Source organism: Azospirillum cavernae (assembly GCF_003590795.1).
Classification (GTDB): domain Bacteria; phylum Pseudomonadota; class Alphaproteobacteria; order Azospirillales; family Azospirillaceae; genus Azospirillum; species Azospirillum cavernae.
Genome location: NZ_QYUL01000001.1, coordinates 1,404,400 through 1,426,303, shown reverse-complemented (window position 1 = coordinate 1,426,303; position 21,904 = coordinate 1,404,400). Strand labels below are relative to the sequence as shown.

Genomic DNA, 21,904 nt, shown 5'->3' with positions numbered 1-21,904 from the left:
CGGGTGAATAACATCACGAAGGTCTTATTTCAAATGACAAGCAGGAAAAGAAGTGGATTTGTGGCAATTTCCGGGCAGGCGTTGCCATTGTGAAACGCCGTAAGCTATGAAAGGTTGCGGACCGGGAGGGTGTCCCGGTCCGGATTGGTTGCTCACGCGCGCGAGGCGGGAGACGTGGACGCAGTTTCGTCAGCCCGATCATAGACATCGGGGTGAAGATGCACGGCCCCACTCTCATCCACCGTGGCTGTCCAATAGACGAACTGCACCGGAATCGGCTGCGCCAGCTTGACCCATTGCGGTTCAGGCTTGTCCAGCATGCGGTTGATGCGGTCGGGGGTCACGTTGACGTCGGCCAGCAGGATTTCCGCCATTTTGCGGGCGTCTTCCAGCCGGACGCAGCCGGAACTGATCGTCCGCACCTCACGGTCGAACAGATGTGGTTCGTTGGTGCCGTGCAGATAGATGCTGTACGGATTGGTCAGGTTGAAGCGAAAACGGCCCAGCGCGTTGTGATTGCCCGGCTGCTGGACGATGCGGACACGGCCCGGCGTCACCGTGTTCCAATCGACGGTTTCCGGCGCGACTTCGACCCCATCCAGGTAAATGGTGGCGTGCTGGATCCCCGGCGTGCCCTTGGACCGCAGCATGGGAAGCTTGTCTTCCTTCAGCAGGGTGGGCGGAACGGTCCAAGTCGGGTTGACGATCACATGGGTGATTTGGTCCTGGAGAAGCGGGGTGGAGCGCGATGGGCGGCCAACAATGGCGCGCATGGTCAGCGTCGTTTCACCACCACGGACCAGCGTCGTGGTCTGGTCGGGCAGATTGACCAGCAGAATCGTGTCGGGGGCCGTGTCACGGAAAGCGCGCATCGCCGTGGCGCTTTGGCGCATTTGCGCGGCGGCCTCCGCCGGGCTGCGGTCGAGCGCGGCGCGGGTGCCGCCGCCGACCAGCCCATCGGGGCGCATATTCTGGGCAAGCTGGAAGGCGCGAACGGCGTCGTCGATCACGCGGGTGAACTGGTCGGTCGCTTGGTCGGCGGGCAGATGGCCCAGTTCGATCAGGCGCAAGGAGAGGCGGGCGACTCGTTCCCCCGAACTGCCTTTTTTCAACAGAGCGCCGTCGCCGATGCGCGCGCTTTTCAGATCCGGCTTGCTGTCCGTCTCCAGGGCGACCGCGTCCAGCCGGTCGGCCCATTGGGTCAAGGTGTCCCGATACGGAGCGGCCTTGACGGTGGGAGCAATCATCAGCAGCCCAAAGACGATCCCGGCAATCCCAGCGAAGACGGCAAGTGGCCGGGCGTTAGACAACGTCCAGGATTTGCGGGCTGCGGTGACTGCGGACATGCGAACGATCCTTTATCCAGGCGGGCGTCCTGTGCGTGGAACCCTGTTCTGACGGTGCAGAAGCAATCTATGCATGGGAAGCGCAGAAGGCGAGGCGTGGGGCGGCAAAGGCACGATATGGTTTCGAACTGTGACCTTCCTGCCAACTCCGTGCCAAAGTGGGTCGAAAACACCCGTGCATTTTAAACACAGTTGCGGAATTTTTCGATTGCGTGGGCCTCAGGGGTTCCCTATACGGATAACCGTCCGGGGAAGATTACCAGAAATTGGAACGTCCCGGATCGGCGCTGGTGGTCGGTCGTGGGCCGGTTGCGGGCGCCATGCGACTCGCCAGTCACGCACAGCCAAAGAGGTTTCGGGATGCTTTTGGGGGATGATGAGCGTGCAGCTCCAATCATGGGGCGGCGCGGTTTCCTGAGCTTTGCCGCAGCGGCTCTTTCGGCGGCGGCGGTTCCTTCGGTCGTCACGGCCACGGTCGCCCCGGTTGTTCTTGGGGCGTCGCCGGTTGAAGCGGCTCCCTTGGTCGGATCGGTTCGCCGCATCGCTCTGCACAATGTGAACACCCGCGAGAGTTTCGAGGGCGTCTATTGGGCCGACGGCAATTACAAGCCCGATGCGCTGAAAAAGCTGGACGTCTTGCTGCGCGACCATCGCGCCAAGCAGGTGTGCCATTACGATCCGCGCCTGTTCGATCTGTTGGCGCGTGTTCACGCCACCGTCGATTCCGACGCGCCGTTCGAGGTGATTTGCGGCTTCCGCTCGCGTCGCACCAACGCGATGGCCCGGCGCCGGTCGCGTGGCGTGGCCAAGGAAAGCTACCACACCCGTGGCATGGCCATCGACATCCGTCTGCCCGACGCCCAGTTGCGCGGCATTTCGGAGGTGGCGAAGTCCATGCAGGTTGGTGGTGTCGGTTACTACCCGCGCAGTGGCTTCGTTCATCTGGATGTGGGGCCGGTTCGCACCTGGTGAGCGCGGTCGAGACGACTTTGCGCCCGTTTATGGACTCTTTGGGGCCATAAAGGGCGCCTTCGATGTTTCAAAAGAAAACCCGGCGACCGCATGGTTCGCCGGGTTTTTCTTTTTGGGCGTTTGGTGAGTTGGGCGCCGCGCGGGCGGAGGCTGACCCCGCTGCTCTATTCTCGCGGCGGAATTTTGCTGGCGCGCATGATGTCTGTCGGATCCCAGACTGCGCCATGGCGCCGCCGAGGTTTGGCTCCATCTTTTCCGTTGGCGCCGTCCGCCGCTGGTTTCAGACGGGGCGGCGTGTCGATGCGTGCGTGCCGAGACGTCGCGCGAGCGGTCGCGTCCTTGCCGGTTGAACGGCCATCTTCTGAGGAATTCACGGATTTGAAGGTCGCGTCATTCGACGGCGCGCTCAGGTCGGGGCGACTGGTGACGGAATCGCCGCTGTCCTGCTGTTCACGAATCCCGGGCGACAGAGATGACAAGAGGGACAGCAACTCGTCCGACACGTGACTGGGCGCGGCGCGCCACAGACGCAACAGGCGGGCTTCCCGACGGCTGATCTGGCTGTCGTTGATCGACGACGCGTCTTCCCTACCGGAGGAGGCTCTGGGGTGGTCGGGATCGTCGTAGCAATCAAAAAAGAAACTGACGGGAACGTCAAGGACTTGGCCCAGCCGATACAACGTTCCGGCAGAAATGCGGTTTGATCCGCGTTCGTATTTTTGAACCTGTTGAAATGTCAGGCCAATGGCCTCACCCAATTTTTCCTGGCTCATGCCCAATAAGGTTCGGCGCATCCGCACCCGTTGACCAACATGGGCGTCAACAGACCAGGATTCTGGCGATCCGCGTCGCCCTCTCTTGCGCGCCGTCGGTCCCGTCATTTCCAATGGTCTCCAATGCTTTAAAATGGCTTTGAAACGAAGCTTGCTCTTTGCGAGAACGAAGAGATTGTTTGCACGTCCTTTGTCCTGTTTCAAGAGGAAACTTTTTAATATTCGATTCTCCATGTCATATTCCGATAGGGCTGCGGCGGGACGGCAACATTCGGTGGTCGAAAGTCTGTTGCAAAATTGAATTATTCTGCGATGTCACGAGCAATATGCCGATATGTGAGTGGCGCAAATGAACGACGCCCGTTTTGTGTTGTGTCTGCGGTTGGCTTGGAGCCTATTGTTGCTCCTCATTTTGTTTGGGGGCGAATGGTTCCCGGCGAAAATTGTCCTGTTACAAGAAAAAAATACAGAAAATCTGTTCGCGGTGAATTTGTTTTAAATAATTGAAGAGAAAATTCTGTTTTTCAACCAAATTTTCTTTGGTCGGAAATTCGCGCATCGCAATGAAAGCCGTCCATCCGTCCGCGCAACGCAAACATTTGGTTCGCAGTCGTTAATATATTGATAACCAACATCAACCGCGTTTGCCCAGGCCCATGACATCGAAGAGGGCGCGCGGGGGGCGGAGATGCCCAGATGGGTTCGCGCGTTTTCCTGCCCGGCGCATGCCTGCCTCGTGCTAGACAGTGCGCCAATAGATTTTGGCCCAAACCATGTGGGACGACCCTCGGCCATGACTCCCAGGCAAGCCCTTCAACAGCGACTCGCCGCGTTGGACGCTCATCTGCGCGCGGAAAATCCGAACCTGCTGCCGGTTCTTCCAACCTTCCGCGCCTTTGATCGGCTGCTCGCCGGGTTGGGGCTGATCGGTCCGTATGAATCGCTGACCACGCGGATCCCCTGGTGGCCGATGGTGGCGGTGCTCGGCACCTTTTCAGCGGGCAAATCGACCTTCATCAACGGCTATTTGGGCGAGGCGCTGCAAAGCACCGGCAATCAGGCGGTGGACGACAAGTTCACGGTGATTTGCCATGGCCAGCAAACCCGGAAGGAGGCGTTGCCCGGCACCGCGTTGAACGCCGACCCACGCTTTCCCTTCTACCGCATCTCCGACGAGATCGAGAAGGTGGCTTCGGGCGAAGGCAAACGCATCGACAATTACCTGCAACTGAAAGCCGTCAGCGGCGCGCGGACCAAGGGCAAGATCTTCGTCGATTCGCCGGGCTTTGACGCCGACGACCAGCGACGCTCGGTGTTGCGTCTGGTCGATCACATCGTCGATCTGTCCGATCTCGTGCTGGTCTTCTTTGACGCTCGCCACCCTGAACCCGGGGCCATGCAGGACACGCTGCGTCATCTGGTGGCCAAGACGGTCAACCGGGCCGACGCGCGAAAGGTTTGCTACATCCTAAATCAGGTGGACACGACCGCGAAGGAAGACAATCTGGAGGCGGTGTTCGGCGCCTGGCAGCGGGCCATCGCTCAGGCGGGTCTGGTGTCGGGTCGCTTCTACGCCATTTATGATTCCCAATCGGCGGTGGTGATCGAGGACGAGGCCCGGCGCTTGCGGTACGAGGCCCGGCGCGACGCCGATCTGGCGGATATACACGCGCGCATCGCCGAGGTGGAGGTGGCGCGCGCCTACCGCATCGTCGGCTCGATCGACAGCCTCGTCAAAGAGCTGGAAGGGGAGGTGGCGCCGACGCTGAGCGACGCCATCGCCCGCTGGCGTCGTCGGGTGCTGGTGGCGGACGCCGTGTGGCTCGCGCTGTTGGCCGGTCTGCTCATTGGCGTGGCGCAACTGGTTGGCGGCGGCGTGTCCGGCTTTGCCGATTGGCTGATGGAGATCAACCCGTTGTGGTTCTGGGAGTTGCCGGTCCGACTGGCCGGAGCGGCGGCGCTGTGCGGCGCGCTGTTCCTGTCCGGTCATTTCTGGCTGCGTTCCCTCCTGGGCCGCCGGGTGGCCCTGTCCTTGCCCGAGCGGTTTGGCGATGTGGATCTCAATTTGCGGCAGGCTTTTTTGAAGAACACGCGCTTTTTCCGTTCGATTTTCGCCAAGCGCCCGGCGGGGTGGAACGCCAGGGCCAAGAAGCGGATTTTCGCCATCGGCGAGGCGACGGCGGTGCATGTTCAACGCATCAACGATCTCTACACCGATCCCGCCGGACGACGCGACAAGCCCGGCCCGACAGCCTAAAGGGGAGTTGGCGGGCCAGAGAAGAGACTTTACAGGGCCGCCACGAACCGCCTACACCTAACGATACTCGGGTATTCTTTTTCGGATCAGCGCTCGGCGCCTGTGTTGGGGAGCGAGGGGGATGAGCCATCATTGGACCAGCGCCCTGCGCGGCGCGCTGGTCGCGGTCGGGCTGTTGACGGTGGTGGCTGGGCCGGTCAGGGCTGAGCTTTCCACCGTGATGCCGGAGCTTGTCACCGGACCCAACTTCGCCCCCTTCACCGGCGACGACCTGCCGCAAGGCGGGCTGATGACCGAATTGGTTCAGCGGGCCTTCAAGGCGGCGGGCCGGAGCTATGGGGTGCGTTTTGTGCCCTGGAAACGGGGCTATGACGGGGTGGTCTCCGGGCGCTTTCTGGCCAGCTTTCCCTTCGTCCGGACTCCGGAGCGTGAACGCGACGCCCTGTTCTCCGATCCGCTGATCGAGGTGCGGCAGTTTGTCTATATGTCCACCCACACGCGGATGAGCTTCAGCGGGCCGGAGGATTTCCGGGGGCGGGTGGTCTGCGCGCCCATCGGCTTCGCCCTGCCGATTGAACTGGACGCCATGGTTCGTCAAGGCGAACTGACTCGGGAATCGCCGTCGGACCTGACGGCCTGTGTGCGGATGGTGGCCACCGGGCGGGCCGACGCCTTTGTGCTGGACGAATACACCGGCAGCACGGCGGTGATTCACGCCGGAGTCATCAACGACATTCGGGTGGCGGAACGACCGTACGCCACGGTGTCGCTGCATCTGATCGTCGGGCGGGTGACGCCGGACGCTCCGGCGATCCTGGCGGGTTTCAATGAGGGGCTGCGGGCGCTGAAAAGCAGCGACGTTTACCAGGAAATGCTGGCCCGACACACCGCCGTCGCCCCACGCTGAACGATTTCCGGGGGCAAAGCGCGCGGTCGCCATGGACAGCGCGGCGCGGCGTGCTATAAACGCGCGGTTTCGATCTTGGAAGGGGGCGCGGGCCGTGGCCATCGACGCGTCGGTTCTGGTCCTCAACGGACCCAATCTGAACATGCTGGGAGTTCGCGAGCCGCAAATCTACGGCTCGATGACGCTTGACGACCTGGAGGCCGCCTGCCATGAGCGGGCGGAGCAGGCCGGATTGACCATCGACTTCCGGCAGTCGAACCATGAGGGCGAGCTGGTCACATGGATCCAGCAGGCCCGCACGGAACATGACGGCATCGTCATCAACGCCGGCGCCTACACCCACACCTCGGTCGCCATCATGGACGCGCTGATCCTGTCAGAGCTGCCGGTGATCGAGGTGCATCTGTCCAACATCTTCAAGCGTGAACCGATCCGTCATCATTCCTATATTTCGCCGGTGGCGAAGGGCATGATCTGCGGGTTTGGGCCGCATGGCTATCTTCTGGCGCTCGACGCCATCGCGAACATCATCGACCGCGATTAAGGAAACGGGAACGACTGACATCATGGCGAGCTTCGACATCGACGGCGATCTGGTCCGCAAGCTGGCGGAACTCTTGCGTGAGACGGGCTTGAGCGAGATCGAGTTCGCCGAAGGCGAAAAGCGCATCCGCGTCACCCGCCCGACGGCCCCCCAGGTTACGGTCGCCCACGCGCCGGTCGCGGCGGCTCCGGTCGCTGCGGCGCCGGTTGTGGCTGCGGTCAAGCCGGGCAACCATCCGGGCGCCGTCACCTCGCCGATGGTCGGCACCGCCTACACGGCGGCGGAACCGGGCGCGACCCCCTTCGTTCGTCCCGGCGACGTGGTGAAGGCCGGTCAAACGGTTCTCATCATCGAGGCGATGAAGGTCATGAACCCGATCAAGGCGCCGCGCGGCGGCACGGTGGTCGAGGTTCTGGTCGGCGACGCCCAGCCGGTCGAGTTCGGCGAAGTCCTCCTCATCATCGAATAAGCGGAGCCATCCCTTGGCGATGTTTGAAAAGGTTCTGATCGCGAACCGTGGTGAAATTGCTCTGCGCATTCACCGCGCTTGCCGCGAAATGGGTATCCAGACCGTCGCGGTGCACTCCACCGCCGACGCCGACGCCATGCATGTCCGGCTTGCGGATGAAAGCGTGTGCATCGGCCCGGCCTCGGCGCGGGAAAGCTACCTGAACATTCCGGCGATCCTGTCGGCGGCGTCGATCACCAACGCCGACGCCATCCATCCCGGCATCGGTTTCCTGTCGGAAAACGCCACCTTCGCCGAAATGGTGGAGGAGCATGGCTTCACCTTCATCGGCCCCACCCCGGAGCATATCCGGATCATGGGCGACAAGGTGACGGCCAAGAAGACGGTGATGGAGCAGGGGCTTCCCGTGGTGCCCGGCTCCGATGGCCCGGTCACGACGCTGGAGGAGGCCGAGGCGGTCGCCCACAGCGTCGGCTATCCGGTGCTCATCAAGGCGGCGGCGGGCGGCGGCGGCAAGGGCATGAAGGTCGCCCGCAACCCCGACCAGATCAAGGAAGCCTACCAGTTGGCCCGTGGCGAGGCGCGCGCCGCCTTCGGCAACGACGAAGTCTATCTGGAAAAATACCTGGGTCGGCCCCGCCACATCGAAATTCAGCTTCTGGCCGACATGCACGGCCATTGCGTGCATTTCGGCGAGCGCGACTGTTCGGTGCAGCGCCGTCACCAGAAGGTGATCGAAGAGGCGCCCAGCCCGGCCTTGACGGTTGAGCAGCGGGCCTTCATCGGCGCGCTGGCGTCCAAGACCACGGCGGCCATCGGCTATCGCGGCGTCGGCACGATGGAGTTTCTCTACGAAGACGGACAGTTCTATTTCATCGAAATGAACACCCGCCTTCAGGTCGAACACACAATCAGCGAGATGATCACCGGCGTCGATCTGGTGCGCGAGCAGATCCGCGTCGCCGCCGGGGAACCGCTGGGCTATGGGCAATCCGACATCCGCTTTGAAGGCCACGCCATCGAATGCCGGGTGAACGCGGAAAATCCGGAAACCTTCCTCCCGTCGCCGGGCAAGATCGACGGCTACCACGCGCCCGGCGGTTTGGGCGTGCGCGTCGATTCGGCGCTTTATGACGGCTACCGCGTGCCGTCCCATTACGACAGCTTGATCGCCAAGCTGGTCGTCCATGGCACGACGCGCAACGAGTGCCTGATGCGTCTGCGCCGCTCGATTGAAGAGTATGTGATCGGCGGCATCCAGACCACCTTGCCGCTGCACAGCCGGATCATCGCCGAACAGGCGTTCAAGGACGGCAATTACGACATCCATTGGCTGGAACAGTTGATGGCCAAGGGGCAATGACCTCAGCCTAAACAGTTCGGCTTCAAAGTAAAAAGCCCTTCGTCCAACCCGGACGGAGGGCTTTTTGTTTGGTCTCTAATCTAATATGTCAATGCATTCATATGAAATATCTAATTTGATATGCATGTTGCGCGGATTTGATCTGCGTCAGTGCGGGGGGAGAGGGGGAAACTTAGACAGCCAACCATTCGTCCACACGCCCGGCTTGCGCCACCCTTGCACTCTCAACTCAGCGAGTTCACGACCATGCGCCTGAACGAACCGATCACCACCCGTGAAGTCGAGATGGCGGACGGCGTGCTGCTGGTGTCCCGCACCGACACCGCCGGGCGGATCACCTTCGTGAACAAGGCGTTTGTCGAAATCAGCGGCTATGCGGAAGGCGAGTTGATCGGCGCGCCGCACAATCTGATCCGTCACCCGCACATGCCGTCGGCGGCCTTCGCCGATTTGTGGGCGACGGTGAAGGACGGGCGTCCGTGGGAGGGGCTGGTCAAGAACCGAACCAAGACCGGCGATTTCTATTGGGTGCGGGCGAATGTGACTCCGGTGGTCGAGGCGGGGCAAGTCACAGGCTACATCTCCATCCGCACCAAACCGTCGCGTGAGCAGATCGCAGCGGCGGAAGCGCTCTACGCCGACATCCGCCAGGGGCGGGCGCCCCATCTGTTGGTGCGTGACGGGCAGGCGATCCACCGTGGTCCGGTCGCCGCGTTGGGGCGCTGGGCGGGCAGTGTCGCCGGGCGGCTGACCATCATTTTCGCTTTCATGATCCTGGCGATGCTGGCGGTTGGCGGCGTGACCTTGACCGGCATGGCCGATTCCAACGGATCCTTGAAGGCGGTTTACGAGGACCGCACGGTTCCGGCGGTGCGGATCGGCGACATCCTTGACCACATGCGCGACCAGATTCAGACGCTTCAGCAATTGGTGATCGACACCCGTGACGGGGCCGACGCCAAGGTGCTGGAGAGCCGCGCGGCGCGAATCGCCAGCAACACCGCGACCATCGACAGCCTGTGGGCGGAGTGCCTGAAAAGCGACCTGACGGCGGAAGGCCGAGTTTTGGCTGAGCGCTTCGCCGCGCAGCGCGCCGCCTTCCAGCGCGATCTTCTGACCCCGGCGCTGGAGTTGGCCAAGGGCGGCGATTCGCTGCGGTTGGAAGTGCTGGTGCGCGACAAGGCGGCGACGCTGTTTGACGCGGCGCATGCCACCAACCGCGCGCTGCTGGATCTGCAAATCCGGGTGGCCAAGGCCGATTACGAGGCGGCGGCGGCGGATTTCCGCTGGCATCTGAGCTTCAGCGTGGTGGCCGGAATTGGCGTGCTGCTGGCGGCGATCCTGTGCGGCCTGTTGTTGCTGCGTTCGGTGCGCAAGCCGCTGGAGCGCTTCACCGCTGATTTCGACGCCATCGCCCGCAACGATCAGGCGCACATCATCGACTTGCCGACCGCCGTTGAATTCCACCCATTGACCGGCCAGTTGCGTGGTTTGAAAGCCCGGCTCGGCTATTCGGTGCAGGAGAGGGTCGAGCGCGCCCGGCAGGCGGATGAGGACCGCCGCCGCGCGTTGGAAACCATGGCCTCGACCGTTGAGCGCGAAGCCGGGCGGGCGGTGGAGGAGGTCGCGGCGCGCACGGGCGCGATGGCGACCGACGCGGAGGGGATGTCCGGTTCGGCGGAGCGGGTCAGCCTGAACGCCCAGACGGTGGCGTCCGCCGCCGGGCAGGCGTTGGCCAACGCGCAAACGGTGGCGGCGGCCAGCGAGCAGCTCGCGGCTTCGATCCGGGAGATTTCCGCCCAGGTCGCCCATTCCAGCGCCGTGACCCGGCGGGCGGTGGAAAACGGGCACGCGACCCAGATCACCATCCGTTCGCTGTCGGAAACGGTGGCCAAGGTTGGCGACGTGGTCAATCTGATTCAATCCATCGCGGGGCAGACCAATCTGTTGGCTTTGAACGCCACCATCGAAGCGGCGCGGGCGGGCGAGGCGGGCAAGGGCTTCGCCGTGGTCGCCAGCGAGGTCAAGAATCTCGCCAATCAGACGGCGGCCTCGACCGAAGAGATCACCCGGCAGATCGCCGCGATTCAAACGGTGACGTCGGAGGCGGTCCGGGCGGTTGAGGAAATCGGCGCGACCATCGCCGAAATCGACCACATCGCCGGTTCCATCGCCGCCGCGATGGAGGAGCAGACGGCGGCGACGCAGGAAATCAGCCGCAACGTAGTGGAAACCTCGACCGCCGCGCAGGAGGTGTCACGCCGCATCGCCTCAGTGTCGGAGGAGGCGGACCACACCGGCGAACAGGCCAGCCAAGTGAAGCATGGCTCCAGCGACGTCGCCCGCGCCATCGAAGATCTGCGTCAGGTCCTGGTCCGCGTGGTCCGCACCTCGACCGGCGACGCGGATCGCCGCCGCAAACCGCGTTTCCGGGTGGACGAGGCGGGCGCGCTGCTGATCGGCGGCGGGCGTCACCCTGTCGCCATTCACAATCTGTCGTCGGGCGGCGCCATGATCGATCCCGTGACTGGGGTTGAAGGTGGGTTGACGGTGGGGATGCGTGGGATTCTGCGGTTGGACCGTTTTGGTGCGGAAACCGCCGTGTTCGTCAAGGCGGTGGAGCGGAACCGCGTCCATCTTGCGTTCGACCAGGAGTGCGCGCAGGATTTCGCTCAAGCGGTGGCGACGGCGACGAAGGGGCTTGCCCCGATTGATGTCGCCGCATGACGCTTTCCCGTCACGGCTGACTGCGGTGAACCCTTGCTCGTGGCTTGAACAACCGACTACCATAATGCCTGTGACATTTTGCAGACTGCGGTGGTGATCGGCGGTGATTACAGTGGCGGTTGCGAGAGCGGAAGGAGGCACGGTTCGCGTGCTTCTTTCCGTTCGTGATGATGGTGCACAGCTAGGCTCGGATCATGGCGATCTCCTGTCCGGTTCGATTCCGGCCCAACCTCCCCAAGACTCGTCCGTTGCGTTTTAAGAGTGGGGCGTCGCGGCGCCGTCCACCGACGCCGCATCTGCAATTGGTGATCGACGCCGTTGGCGATGGCCTGTGGGACTGGAACATCCAGACCGGGGCGGTCTGGTTCAGTCCGCGTTGGCAGAGCATGCTGGGTTTCGCCCCTGGCGAGGTCGAGCCGCATGTCCGTTTTTGGGAAACCCGTGTTCACCCCGACGATCAGGCGATGGTCCAGGCGGTGGTGCAGGCGCATCTCGACGGGTTGACCCCGGCCTATCAATGCGAACACCGGGTGCGGGCGAAGAACGGCGATTGGCTGTGGATGCTTGATCGTGGCCGGGTGGTCGAATGGGACGCGGCGGGCAAACCGCTGCGGATGATCGGAACCCACACCGACACCACCGCCCGCAAGCAGGCTGAGGCGGAGTTGCGGGAAAGCCGTCTGCAACTGAACGCGATTCTCGACAACGCGCCGGTTGGCGTCGTGCTGGTGGACGCTCAACGGCGGATCCTGCGGGCCAACGACGCGATCGCCAAAATCTTTCTGCGTCCGTTGGACGGGCTGATTGGCGCCAGTTCCCGGCTGATCTACGGCGATGACGCGATTTATGAGGATGTCGGGCGACGGGCCTATCCGATTCTGGAGGCCGGGGGAATTTTCGACGAGGAATCGATGATGCGGCGCAGCGACGGCGCCAACATCCGGTGTCGGCTGATTGGCCGTTCGGTGCGCGGCGGGGATCCGGCCCTGGGCTTCATCTGGGTGATCGAGGATGTGACGGTGCGCCGCCGGGCCGAACAGGCGCTGAGCGACCGCGCGGGCTTTCAGCGGGTGCTGCTGGACACGGTGCCGGTGCCGATCTTCGTGCAGGACGTGCTGGGCCATTACGTGGACGCCAACAGCGCGTTTGAGCGCTGGATGGGGATCGACCGGCAATCGCTGTTCGGCAAGACGGTGTTCGATCTCGCTCCGCCCGATCTGGCGGAAATCGACGAGGCCGCCGACCGCGCCCTGTTGGCCGATCAACAGCCGCAAAGCTACGAAACGCAATTGCGCTGCGCCGATGGAACCCTGCGCGACGTGCTGTTCTCCAAGGCGGTCTATTGCCGGGTTGGCGGCAAACCGGCGGGAATCGTCGGCGCGTTGATGGACATCAGCGAACGCAAACACGCCGAGCAAGCCCTGTTGGAACGGCAACAGCTTTTTGAGCAAATCTTTGTGGCGAGTTGCGCGATCAAGCTGCTTGTGGATCCGGAAAGCGGGCGGATCGTGGACGCCAATCCGGCGGCGGCGGCCTTCTATGGCTATCCGTTGGATCGGTTGCGCGATCTGCGGATCTGCGACATCAACACGCTGAGTGAGCAAGAGATCGCCGAGGAAATGCGCAACGCCAAGACCGAACGGCGCAAGCATTTTCAGTTCCGCCACCGTTTGGCGTCCGGCGCTGTGCGCGACGTCGAGGTCTACAGCAGCAAGGTCATGGTGCATGGCCGCCTTCTGCTGCTGTCTCTGGTTCACGACATCACGGAGCGGTGTCTGGCTGAGCAGAAATTGCAGCGGAAAACCCGCGAGTTGGAGCGCTCGAACGCCGAGTTGGAAGCCTTCGCCTACGTCGCGTCGCATGATTTGCGGCAGCCCTTGCGCGTCATCAACAGCTATTTGACGCTGTTGGAACGGTCGATGGGCGACGATCTGGACGCGGAGGCGCGGGAGTGCGTCGATTTCGCCCGCGACGGCGCCCAGCGCATGGATCGGTTGATCGTCGATCTCCTTGAATATTCGCGGGTTGGCCGCAAAGCCAAACCCTTCCGCCCGGTGCCGCTGAACGAGGTTGTCGATCTTGCCTTGTTCAATCTGGAGGTGGCGATCCAGGACGCAGGCGCGGTGGTGGTGGTGGCGAAGGATCTGCCGACCGTGTCCGGCGACGACAACGAGTTGATGCGGTTGTTCCAGAATCTGATTGGCAACGCGGTCAAATACCGTGCGCCGGATCGCGCGCCCGTGGTGCGGGTGACGGCGATTCCTCACGCCGACGGGTGGCGGATCGACGTCCGTGACAACGGCATCGGCATCAGTTTCGATGATCGGGAGCGCGTGTTCGGCATTTTCCAACGGCTGCATCGGCGCGACGAGTATGAAGGCACCGGGGTTGGTCTGGCGGTGTGCAAGAAGATCGTCGAGCATCATGGCGGGCATATCTGGGTGGAGGAGCCGCCAAGGGATGACCTGCCGGGCGGCAGCCTGTTCCGCCTGACGCTTCCAACCCTGGTGGTGGATGCTCAACCGGCGGACGGGGCATGATTGCGGTGGCGGTGCGCTGGTTTTTGGAAACGGCGGCGGCGCGCAAATTTCGGGTCATGGGATCGGGCGTGCGGCGGGTCGGCGCCGTGATCGCGGCGCAGGCGGCGGTGACGGCGCTTCTGCTGGTGGCTTATCTGTGGGTGTCCAATGTTTACGCCCGCTTTCTGGTGGCGGAGCACCGGACGGCGGCGGCGCTGACGGCGGCCTCGTTGGCGAGTTCCTTGACCAGCGCGCTGAACGAACGGCTGGCTTTGGTCCGTGGTCTGACCACCTTTGTCGAGGTTGGCTCTGAATCCGGGCAATTGCCCAGGGAGTTTCCCCGTTTCGCGGAGGGGTTGCGGCGGGCGGTTCCCGGCGTCCGCAACATTTCCGCCGCGCCGGATTTCATTGTCCGCTATGTGCATCCGTTGGAAGGGAACGAAAAGGTTCTGGGCAACAACCTGCTTCAGGATCCGCGCCCAGGCTTCGCCGAAACGGTGCAGCGGGCCATTGTCAGCTTGGACGTCACCATGCATGGCCCGGTGACGCTGATTCAGGGCGGGCAGGGGTTGATCGCCCGGCAGGTGGTGGCGAACGGTGGCGTGGGCGGGCGGCATTGGGGGGCGGTGGGCATCGTCTTTGATCTGCGCGCCGTGTTGGACGAGGTGCGTTTTGACCGTGTGCCGTCCCATCTGGGCTTTGTGCTTCGCACCGACGCCGGGCAACAGGTGGCGGGCGACGCCGCCGTGCTTCAGCGTGATCCGCTGGCTGAGCGGATCATCTTGCCGGACAGCCATTGGGAGTTGGCCATCGCGGCGCGCGCGGGTTGGTTGACGTTGGCGCACGGCGACCAATCCTATCAGGCGTTCCAGGCCGCCTATCTGGTTTTGGCGTTGCTGATCGAGACGGTGGCCTTTCTCGCCTTCAGCCGTCGGCAAACGCTGGAAAGCTTGGTGGAACGCCGCACCGCCGAGCTTGGTCGGGCGAAGAACGAGATGGAGCAGTTCGCCTACGCCGCCGCCCATGATTTGCAAGAACCGCTGCGCATCATCGCCAGCTACGCTCAACTGTTGGACAAGCAGCAAAAAGGTCGGTTGGATGAGGAAAGCGAAGGCTTCATCCGCGAAATCGTCGATGGCGCTGGCCGGTTGAAAATGCTGTTGCGGGATGTGCAGCTTTTCCTCGCCGAAGACCGGGTTCCGCTGTCCAACACGCCAGTCCTGGCGGAGGAAGCGTTGCACAACGCCTTGGCGTTGCTGAAAAAACGCATCGCGGAAGCCGGGGCGACGGTGATCGCCAGCGACCTGCCGATGGTGCTGGCCGACGAACGGCGCTTGCGGGAGATCTTCGTTGTGCTGATTGGCAACGCCGTGGAGTATCGGCACAGCTATCGGGCGGCTGAAATCCGCATAAGCCATCGTCGCAAAGAGGCGTATGATGTGATTGACGTGCGGGACAACGGCATCGGCATCGACCCACGGTTTCGCGATCAGATTTTTGAAGTGTTCCGCCGCTTGCACGGGCGCGATGAGCATCCCGGCACCGGCATGGGGCTGGCCATCGCGCGCAAGATGGTCGAACGGCTGGGAGGGCGCATCACCGTGGATTCGACCCCTGGCGTCGGCAGTGTGTTTTCCGTGTACTTACCGCATCACCCCTTTCGAGGTCTTTCGTGACTCAGGACGACAGCGCGCCGTTTGATATTCTTCTGGTCGAGGATGACCCCGCCGACGCGGGCTTGGCGAAGCGGGCGCTGCGCGAAGGGCGCATCCTGTGCCGCGTCAGCCATGTCCGCGACGGGGTGGAGGCGATGGATTTTCTGCGCCGCAAGGACCAGTTTGCCGGCGCGCCCCGGCCCGACTTGATCCTGCTGGATCTCAACATGCCCCGCATGGATGGGCGGGCGGTGTTGCAGGAGTTGAAGGCCGATTCCGATCTGAAAACGATTCCCGTGGTGATCCTCACCACCTCGGATGTTGACCGCGACGTGAACGCCAGTTATTTGCTTGGCGCCAACAGTTTCATCACCAAACCAATGGACATGGACGCTTTCTTCGATGCAATCAAAAGCGTGGAGGAATATTGGTTCCGCGTTGTTCGGTTGCCGCGCTGACGGGGAGCGTCCATGACCAAACCCGAGAATCCGCCCTCTCATCCGGGTGGCGCGAACGCGCATACAGCGGTTGACCGACTGACCGCCATTTTGCTGGTTGAGGATGACGACGCCGACGCGACGCTGGTCGTGCGGGCGTTGCGCCCCTACGCGCGGCGCTCCACGGTGACGCGGGTCACGTCCTTGCGCGAGGCGCAGGCATGGTTGCACCGCAACGTTGGCGATGTGGTGTTGCTCGATCTGTCGCTGCCCGACAGTTTTGGTCTGGAAACCGTCAGTCGTCTGCACGCGGATGTTCCGTCGTTGCCCTTGGTGGTGTTGACCGGCTTTGACGACGAGGATTTCGCCCTGCAAATCCTGGAGACCGGCGCCCAGGATTATCTGGTCAAGGGGCAGACGGACGGACCGCTGATGTGGCGGGCCATCCAACACGCCATCGCCCGCAAACGGCTTGAGGAAGAGCTGCGCCTGTCGGAAGAGCGGTTGCAGGGCATCATCGGGATGGCCCAGGACGCGATTTTGACCGCTGATGAAGCGCTGACCATCACCCTGTTCAATCAGGCGGCGGAGCGGCTGTTCGGTTATGAGGCCATCGACATTGTCGGACGCCCGCTGTCCCTATTGATTCCGGAACATCTGCGCGCCGCGCATGAGGCCAGCATCGCCGAGTTCGGCGCCGGGCCGGTGCAGTCCCGCTTGATGGCCACGCGTCGCGAGGTTGTCGGGCTGACTCGTGACGGGCGGGAGTTTCCCGCCGAGGTGTCGATCGCCAAACTGCACCATGCCCGAGGGCTGCTTTACACCGCCGTCATCCGCGATGTGTCGGAGCGCAAGCGGGTGGAAACGGAGTTGCGCCGCATGGCCACCACCGATCCGTTGACCGGCCTGTGCAACCGCCGCCGCTTTTGGGAGTTGGCGGATGTCGAGATCGCGCGCTTGCGGCGCTATGGTCATCCCGTGTCGGTGCTGATGCTGGACATCGACCGTTTCAAATCGATCAACGATCAGTATGGGCATGCGGTTGGCGATCAGGCTCTGGTCCGACTGGCGTCCGTTTGCCGGGCGGAATTGCGTGACACGGACCATATCGGGCGGTTGGGTGGCGAGGAGTTCGCTGTGCTCCTGCCCGAAACCGGGCTGGCCGCCGCGCGGGATGTGGCCGAACGCCTGCGCGAACAACTGGCGGCCACCGACATTCCCTGTCTGAACGGCGTGCTGCACATGACCGTGAGCATCGGCATCGCCGTGTGCGGCGAGGACGACATGTCCATTGAGCGGGTGTTGAGCCGGGCGGATCGGGCGCTCTACGTCGCCAAATCCCATGGACGCAATCGGGTGGAGATCTTTGACGAGACCAGCGCGTCACCCTCTCTGGCGGGCTGACCGCATCGGGGTGAGCGACCGTGCTTTTCATGGAAGGACGCTTTCAAGCGAAAAACCATATTGCAAGGTTTGTAACCGTACAGCGGTTGCCGATTGCCGCGTCAGACAGTATCAGTGATGCTGCGAGTGGTTACGAAAGAGACAACGCGCTCAACCCGCAGGAAAATATTCGCGCGGGTGGGCTTGGCGGAGAAGCGGTGTATGGACAAGCAGCCGGTCAGTTACGAACAGTTCCGCATCCTCGTGATCGAAGACCAGCCCTTCGTCCGCCGGACCATCGTGCAGATCCTGACGCAGATTGGTTTCCAGGGCATGACGGAAGCCGACAATGGCGAAACCGGCATGCAGGAATGCATCCGCACCAACCCTGATTTGATCGTGTGCGACATCGACATGAGGCCGGTGTCGGGTTTGCAATTTTTGGCGCAACTCCGCGCCAGCGGCCAGGTCGCCAACCCGAACGCCCCGGTGGTGTTCCTGACCAACCACACCGAATCCGAAATCGTGAAGCAGGCGATGGCGCTGGGGGTGAACGGCTTTGTCGTCAAGCCACCTTCCTTCGCCGCGCTGAAGGAGCGGGTGGACCGCCTGCTCGGCGGTCGGTGACGGTCCGCGAGGGACGGGTGCTGAGTTCGGCGATGAAACGCGCGTTGGCCGCGCTGGCGCTGTGCCTGCCCGCCTTGTCCGGATGTTCGGGTGAACCGTCCGAAGCCGAGATGCGCGCTCTGGTGGAGGGACACACCCGCCGCGCTCTGGAACGCCAGGGTGTGGTCTTCCGGGCGTTCGACGTCTTTCGCAAGCAGGGGTGCGTCGCGGCCAAGGACAAGCCCGATCAGCTTGATTGCTATTACGCCGCCAGCTTTTCGCCGCAACCCGGCCAACCGCAAATGACGGTGAACGGCAAGGGGCGCTTTTACACGGGCGCCAAGGGCCTGGTGTTCGAGGATCTGGGCGCGCAGCCGCGCTGACGATCCAAACGCGTCAGCCGCGCGCCAAGCGGGCCAGACTGGTCAACGGATCGCCGGATTCCTCGCCGAAACAGACATCGACATCCTCGCAAACCTCGCAGTTGGGGGATTTGCACAGCAGCAGCCCTTCGCGTTCGCAAAGCTGCCGGTAGAAGAATTTTTTCCATTTCATGTCGTTGGCGTTCGCCGCGACCAAGGCCGGGAAATGACGCTGGAACATGGCGTTCAGCTCTCCCCGGTCATGAAACCCCATGTCCTGCCAGAGATGGTTCGGCTCCAGCGAGCGGCGGGCGAGGATGGCGGCGAGCCAGCGCTCCTCCTCGGCTCCGCGCGCGCCATGGTCGACCAGGAAGGCGCGCAAATCAGCCTCTTCAATGGCGTCGTCGCTGGCGTCGAGGCCGGTGTCGGGCAGGGCGGCGATGGTTGTTTCATGCTGGGGGGCGTGGCGGGCGGCCAGCGCGCGCAAATCCTCTCGGCTCAGGGCCAGGGCTGCGGGCAAGCTGCGCAGCGGATCGCTGATCGCCAGATCGAGGACGCGCCCGAAGATCATCCGGTCGGTCCCGGTCGCGTTGTCGAGGGGGCTGGCCGTGGCTGATTTGGGCATGGCGCGCTCCACCGGAGATGGTCGGTGGAGGCATGGTGGCGCACAATGCTGCGTGTGCGAAGATCTCCCCAACATCCACGATCTGCGGCATTTCGCCTCATCTCTGGGGCGATGGCGGGAGAGTGCTGAATTTCTGGGCTGTTTGAACAAAGGATCATCACCATTTAAGGCTTGACGGTCGGAGGCTGAGGCTAGGATGGGGCGACGCAACATCGCTGCAATGCAGCATCGACGGTTGGTGCGACGCGTGGGGGTTCCTATCCTGACCGCCCAACATCACAGGATTGCAGGCGGAAGGGAGTACGGCGCATGGCGCGCGTGACGGGGCGGGGCATTTCGACGTTGGTCGTGGTTTTTGTCGCCGGGCTGATGTCGGCAGGGGTGACGGCGGACGCCGTAGCGGCGGAGCGTTTGGTCGCGGACACCCGCCAGGGCTGCCAAGTCTGGGATTCCTACGCCGACGCGCGCAAGACGGTGGCGTGGGAAGGCCCGTGCAAGGACGGTTACGCCGATGGGGTGGGGGTTTTGTCCTGGTACAGCGGCGCCCGCCTGGAGGGGCGGCAAACGGCCACCTTCGTCGCCGGACGCGCCCAGGGGGCGGGTGAAATCCTGTGGGAGAATGGCCGCCGCTTCACCGGAACCTTCAAAGATGGTCTGGCCGATGGGCCGGGCCGCTTCGTCTGGACCGATGGCCGCCGCTATGACGGCGATTGGAAGGCTGACCACCGCACCGGAGAAGGCACGCTGACCTTGCCGAACGGCGACCGCTACGTCGGTCGGTTCGAGCGCAACCGTCCCACGGGCGATGGCGCGTATCTCAGCGCCGCCGATGGCAAACGTTACGCGCCGCTGGTGGACAAGGATTGGCGGATCACGGCGGGCGCGCCGTTGGACGGCGCGGCGGCTTTGGCTCCGCTGCCTCAGCCGCCTGTTCCGGCCCCTCCGTCCGCCGCGCCTGTGGTTTCCAAACCAATGGCCGCGCCCAAGGCTCCGGTTCAGCGGCCAACGGCGCTGGCCCCGGCTCCGGTCGTCGCGCCACTGCCCACTGCAACCGTTGCTCCGCCCGCTGTCCCGGCGGCTCCGTCAACGGCGGCGCCAGTTTCCGCCTCGGTCGATCCCCGCACTCTGCCGCCGCCCTTGCCCGAGCCGGTGTTGGAGCCGGTCGGCAAACCGCTGTCGTTGAAGCCATAGTCGCGCAGGGCCAAGGCGGCGGCGCCTTAATTCCGACACGCTGCCTGAAAAACATTTCATCCACCGGCAAGGCGCTGGTGAGCGGGCGCGCTGTAGTGTGGCTTCCATCGCCGAAAGGCTTCGGTCTTTCGGCCCCCAGACGCCCGCTATGGAGTGCAGTCGCATGACGACCACCGTTTCCACCGCCCGCTTTGCCGCCGCCACCCCGTCGCGCCCGCAGCGCTTGCGCCGGGCGGTTGTCGCTTTGCTGCTCGGCACGACGGTGTTGACCGGCCCGGCGCTGGCCGGATGGGCCGCGTCCCACGCCCAGGTCTCGCCGCCCGCCGCTGTGCAAATGGATGTCGCGCCCAAAAGCTTCGCCGATCTGGCGGCGGCGGTTAGCCCCGCCGTCGTCAACATCGCCGCCACGCAAGAGGCCAAGCCCGCCGCCCGCGCCCAGCCGCGCATGCCCGCCTTCCCGCCCGGTTCGCCGTTCGAGGAGTTTTTCCGTCGCTTCCAGGACCAGCAGAGCCAAAACGCCCCGGACGAGGAGGAGGATGGCGGTCCGGCGACTCCCCCCGGCGGCGGCCCGCGCGGCAAGACCGGCGCGCTCGGTTCCGGCTTCATCATCGACCCGGCGGGCTATGTGGTGACGAACAACCACGTCATCGACGGGGCCAGCGAGATCACCGTGACGCTTCAGGACGGCACGGCGCTGCCCGCGACGCTGGTGGGCCGCGACGCCAAGACCGACCTCGCCTTGTTGAAGGTCAAATCCGACAAGCCCTTGCCGTCGGTCGATTGGGCCGACAGCGCCAAAACCCGCGTTGGCGATTGGGTGATGGCGGTCGGCAACCCGTTCGGTTTGGGCGGCACCGTGACCAAGGGCATTGTCTCGGCCCGTGGCCGCGACATCCACAGCGGCCCCTATGACGATTATTTCCAGCTCGACGCCGCGATCAACCGGGGCAATTCCGGCGGGCCGACCTTTGACCTGTCGGGCCGGGTGATCGGCATCAACACGGCGATCTACTCGCCCAACGGCGGCTCGGTCGGCATCGGCTTCGCCATCCCGTCCAATCTGGCCAAGGACGTGGTCGCCCAGTTGAAGGAAAACGGCAAGGTCGAACGCGGCTGGCTGGGCGTGAAGATCCAAGAGGTGACGCCGGAAATCGCCGACAGCGTCGGCCTGCCCAGCGCCAAGGGCGCGCTGGTGGCCGAGGTGACGGCGGACAGCCCCGCCGCCCGCGCCGGTCTGCACCAGGGCGACGTGATCCTGTCCTACGACGGCAAGCCGGTGGACGCGCTGCGCGATCTGACCCGCCGGGTGGCGGAAACCAAGGCCGGTGGAACGGTTGACCTCAAGATCATTCGCCAGGGCCGGGAAAAGACCGTGGCTGTCCACATCGACCGTTTGGCCGACACCCAAGTCGCCTCCGCCGAGGAGGGCAAGGGCGACCGCTCCGCCCCCGCGAGCGAGGCGGTGCAGGGGCTGAAGCTGGCGACGCTCGACGCGGCCACCCGCAAGAAGCTGGGCGTTGATGAGGCGGTCAAGGGCGTGATCGTCACCGGGCTGGCCCCCAAGACGGAAACCCCGATCCGCACCGGCGACGTCATCGTTCGCGTTGGCGACGAGGCGGTGAAGACTCCCGCCGACGTCTCCCGCAAGGTGGCGGAGGCGGAAAAGGCCGGGCAAAAGGCCGTGCTGGTCCTCATCAACCGCCAGGGCAACGAAACCTTCGTCGCTTTGAAGCTGAAGGCGTGACCAACCGACGCGCCCGCGCTTGGC

At 63.8% G+C, this 21,904-nt stretch carries 18 protein-coding genes; 15 read left to right on the top strand and 3 right to left on the bottom strand.

The genetic code is table 11. The annotated features are described in order from the left end of the window. Window positions 1–152 precede the first annotated feature (152 nt). Complete coding sequence (locus tag D3877_RS06570) at window positions 153–1,346, bottom strand: L,D-transpeptidase family protein (protein WP_119829875.1); 1,194 nt, start codon at window positions 1,344–1,346, stop codon at window positions 153–155. Window positions 1,347–1,706: 360 nt separating this feature from the next. Here D3877_RS06570 and mepK point away from each other — a divergent pair, with 360 nt between their 5' ends. Then, a complete protein-coding gene (gene mepK / locus D3877_RS06565) occupies window positions 1,707–2,318 on the top strand; it encodes a peptidoglycan L,D-endopeptidase MepK (RefSeq protein ID WP_119829874.1) in 612 nt (203 codons plus the stop codon). Window positions 2,319–2,482: 164 nt separating this feature from the next. Here mepK and D3877_RS30975 read toward each other — a convergent pair whose 3' ends face one another. Beyond that, on the bottom strand, window positions 2,483–3,325 hold the full coding sequence (locus D3877_RS30975; protein ID WP_420796881.1) for a helix-turn-helix domain-containing protein: 843 nt from the start codon (window positions 3,323–3,325) through the stop codon (window positions 2,483–2,485). A gap of 559 nt (window positions 3,326–3,884) precedes the next feature. On the opposite strand from D3877_RS30975, the gene D3877_RS06555 reads away from it, so the two are divergent. From D3877_RS06555 to D3877_RS06500, 12 genes are all read left to right on the top strand, one after another. Next, a complete protein-coding gene (locus D3877_RS06555) occupies window positions 3,885–5,348 on the top strand; it encodes a dynamin family protein (RefSeq protein WP_119829873.1) in 1,464 nt (487 codons plus the stop codon). Between the two features lie 121 nt (window positions 5,349–5,469). Further along, the gene (locus tag D3877_RS06550; protein ID WP_119829872.1) at window positions 5,470–6,255 is read left to right on the top strand and encodes a substrate-binding periplasmic protein; all 786 of its coding nucleotides are present in this window, start codon (window positions 5,470–5,472) and stop codon (window positions 6,253–6,255) included. Window positions 6,256–6,349: 94 nt separating this feature from the next. Then, complete coding sequence (gene aroQ / locus D3877_RS06545; protein ID WP_119829871.1) at window positions 6,350–6,799, top strand: type II 3-dehydroquinate dehydratase; 450 nt, start codon at window positions 6,350–6,352, stop codon at window positions 6,797–6,799. Between the two features lie 22 nt (window positions 6,800–6,821). Beyond that, entirely contained in the window at window positions 6,822–7,268 is a 447-nt protein-coding gene (gene accB / locus D3877_RS06540; protein WP_119829870.1) for an acetyl-CoA carboxylase biotin carboxyl carrier protein, read from the top strand. A 19-nt stretch (window positions 7,269–7,287) separates the two neighbouring features. Next, window positions 7,288–8,631, top strand: coding sequence for an acetyl-CoA carboxylase biotin carboxylase subunit (gene accC, locus D3877_RS06535; RefSeq protein ID WP_119829869.1), 1,344 nt, complete (start codon window positions 7,288–7,290; stop codon window positions 8,629–8,631). Window positions 8,632–8,877: 246 nt separating this feature from the next. Beyond that, a complete protein-coding gene (locus tag D3877_RS06530) occupies window positions 8,878–11,358 on the top strand; it encodes a methyl-accepting chemotaxis protein (protein WP_119829868.1) in 2,481 nt (826 codons plus the stop codon). A 194-nt stretch (window positions 11,359–11,552) separates the two neighbouring features. Beyond that, window positions 11,553–13,898, top strand: a complete 2,346-nt coding sequence (locus D3877_RS06525) for a PAS domain-containing sensor histidine kinase (protein ID WP_119829867.1) — start codon at window positions 11,553–11,555, stop codon at window positions 13,896–13,898. Next, complete coding sequence (locus D3877_RS06520; protein ID WP_119829866.1) at window positions 13,895–15,553, top strand: sensor histidine kinase; 1,659 nt, start codon at window positions 13,895–13,897, stop codon at window positions 15,551–15,553. Before D3877_RS06525 ends, D3877_RS06520 begins: the two co-directional genes overlap by 4 nt. Further along, window positions 15,550–15,990 (top strand): response regulator, encoded by a 441-nt coding sequence (locus tag D3877_RS06515; RefSeq protein WP_119829865.1) that lies wholly within the window; start codon window positions 15,550–15,552, stop codon window positions 15,988–15,990. The genes D3877_RS06520 and D3877_RS06515 overlap by 4 nt, the downstream gene beginning before the upstream one ends. Before the next feature lie 12 nt (window positions 15,991–16,002). Continuing rightward, window positions 16,003–17,373, top strand: coding sequence for a diguanylate cyclase (locus D3877_RS06510; protein WP_119829864.1), 1,371 nt, complete (start codon window positions 16,003–16,005; stop codon window positions 17,371–17,373). A 201-nt stretch (window positions 17,374–17,574) separates the two neighbouring features. After that, window positions 17,575–17,979, top strand: coding sequence for a response regulator (locus D3877_RS06505; RefSeq protein ID WP_119829863.1), 405 nt, complete (start codon window positions 17,575–17,577; stop codon window positions 17,977–17,979). Between the two features lie 32 nt (window positions 17,980–18,011). Next, a complete protein-coding gene (locus tag D3877_RS06500) occupies window positions 18,012–18,341 on the top strand; it encodes a hypothetical protein (RefSeq protein ID WP_119830831.1) in 330 nt (109 codons plus the stop codon). Window positions 18,342–18,354: 13 nt separating this feature from the next. On the opposite strand, the gene D3877_RS06495 is transcribed toward D3877_RS06500, so the two are convergent. Continuing rightward, window positions 18,355–18,945, bottom strand: coding sequence for a nitrogen fixation protein NifQ (locus D3877_RS06495; RefSeq protein ID WP_119830830.1), 591 nt, complete (start codon window positions 18,943–18,945; stop codon window positions 18,355–18,357). A gap of 309 nt (window positions 18,946–19,254) precedes the next feature. Between D3877_RS06495 and D3877_RS06490 the strand changes: the two genes are divergently transcribed. Next, entirely contained in the window at window positions 19,255–20,136 is an 882-nt protein-coding gene (locus D3877_RS06490) for an MORN repeat-containing protein (protein WP_119829862.1), read from the top strand. Window positions 20,137–20,299: 163 nt separating this feature from the next. After that, window positions 20,300–21,880, top strand: coding sequence for a DegQ family serine endoprotease (locus D3877_RS06485; protein ID WP_119830829.1), 1,581 nt, complete (start codon window positions 20,300–20,302; stop codon window positions 21,878–21,880). The last annotated feature ends 24 nt before the right edge of the window (window positions 21,881–21,904 follow it).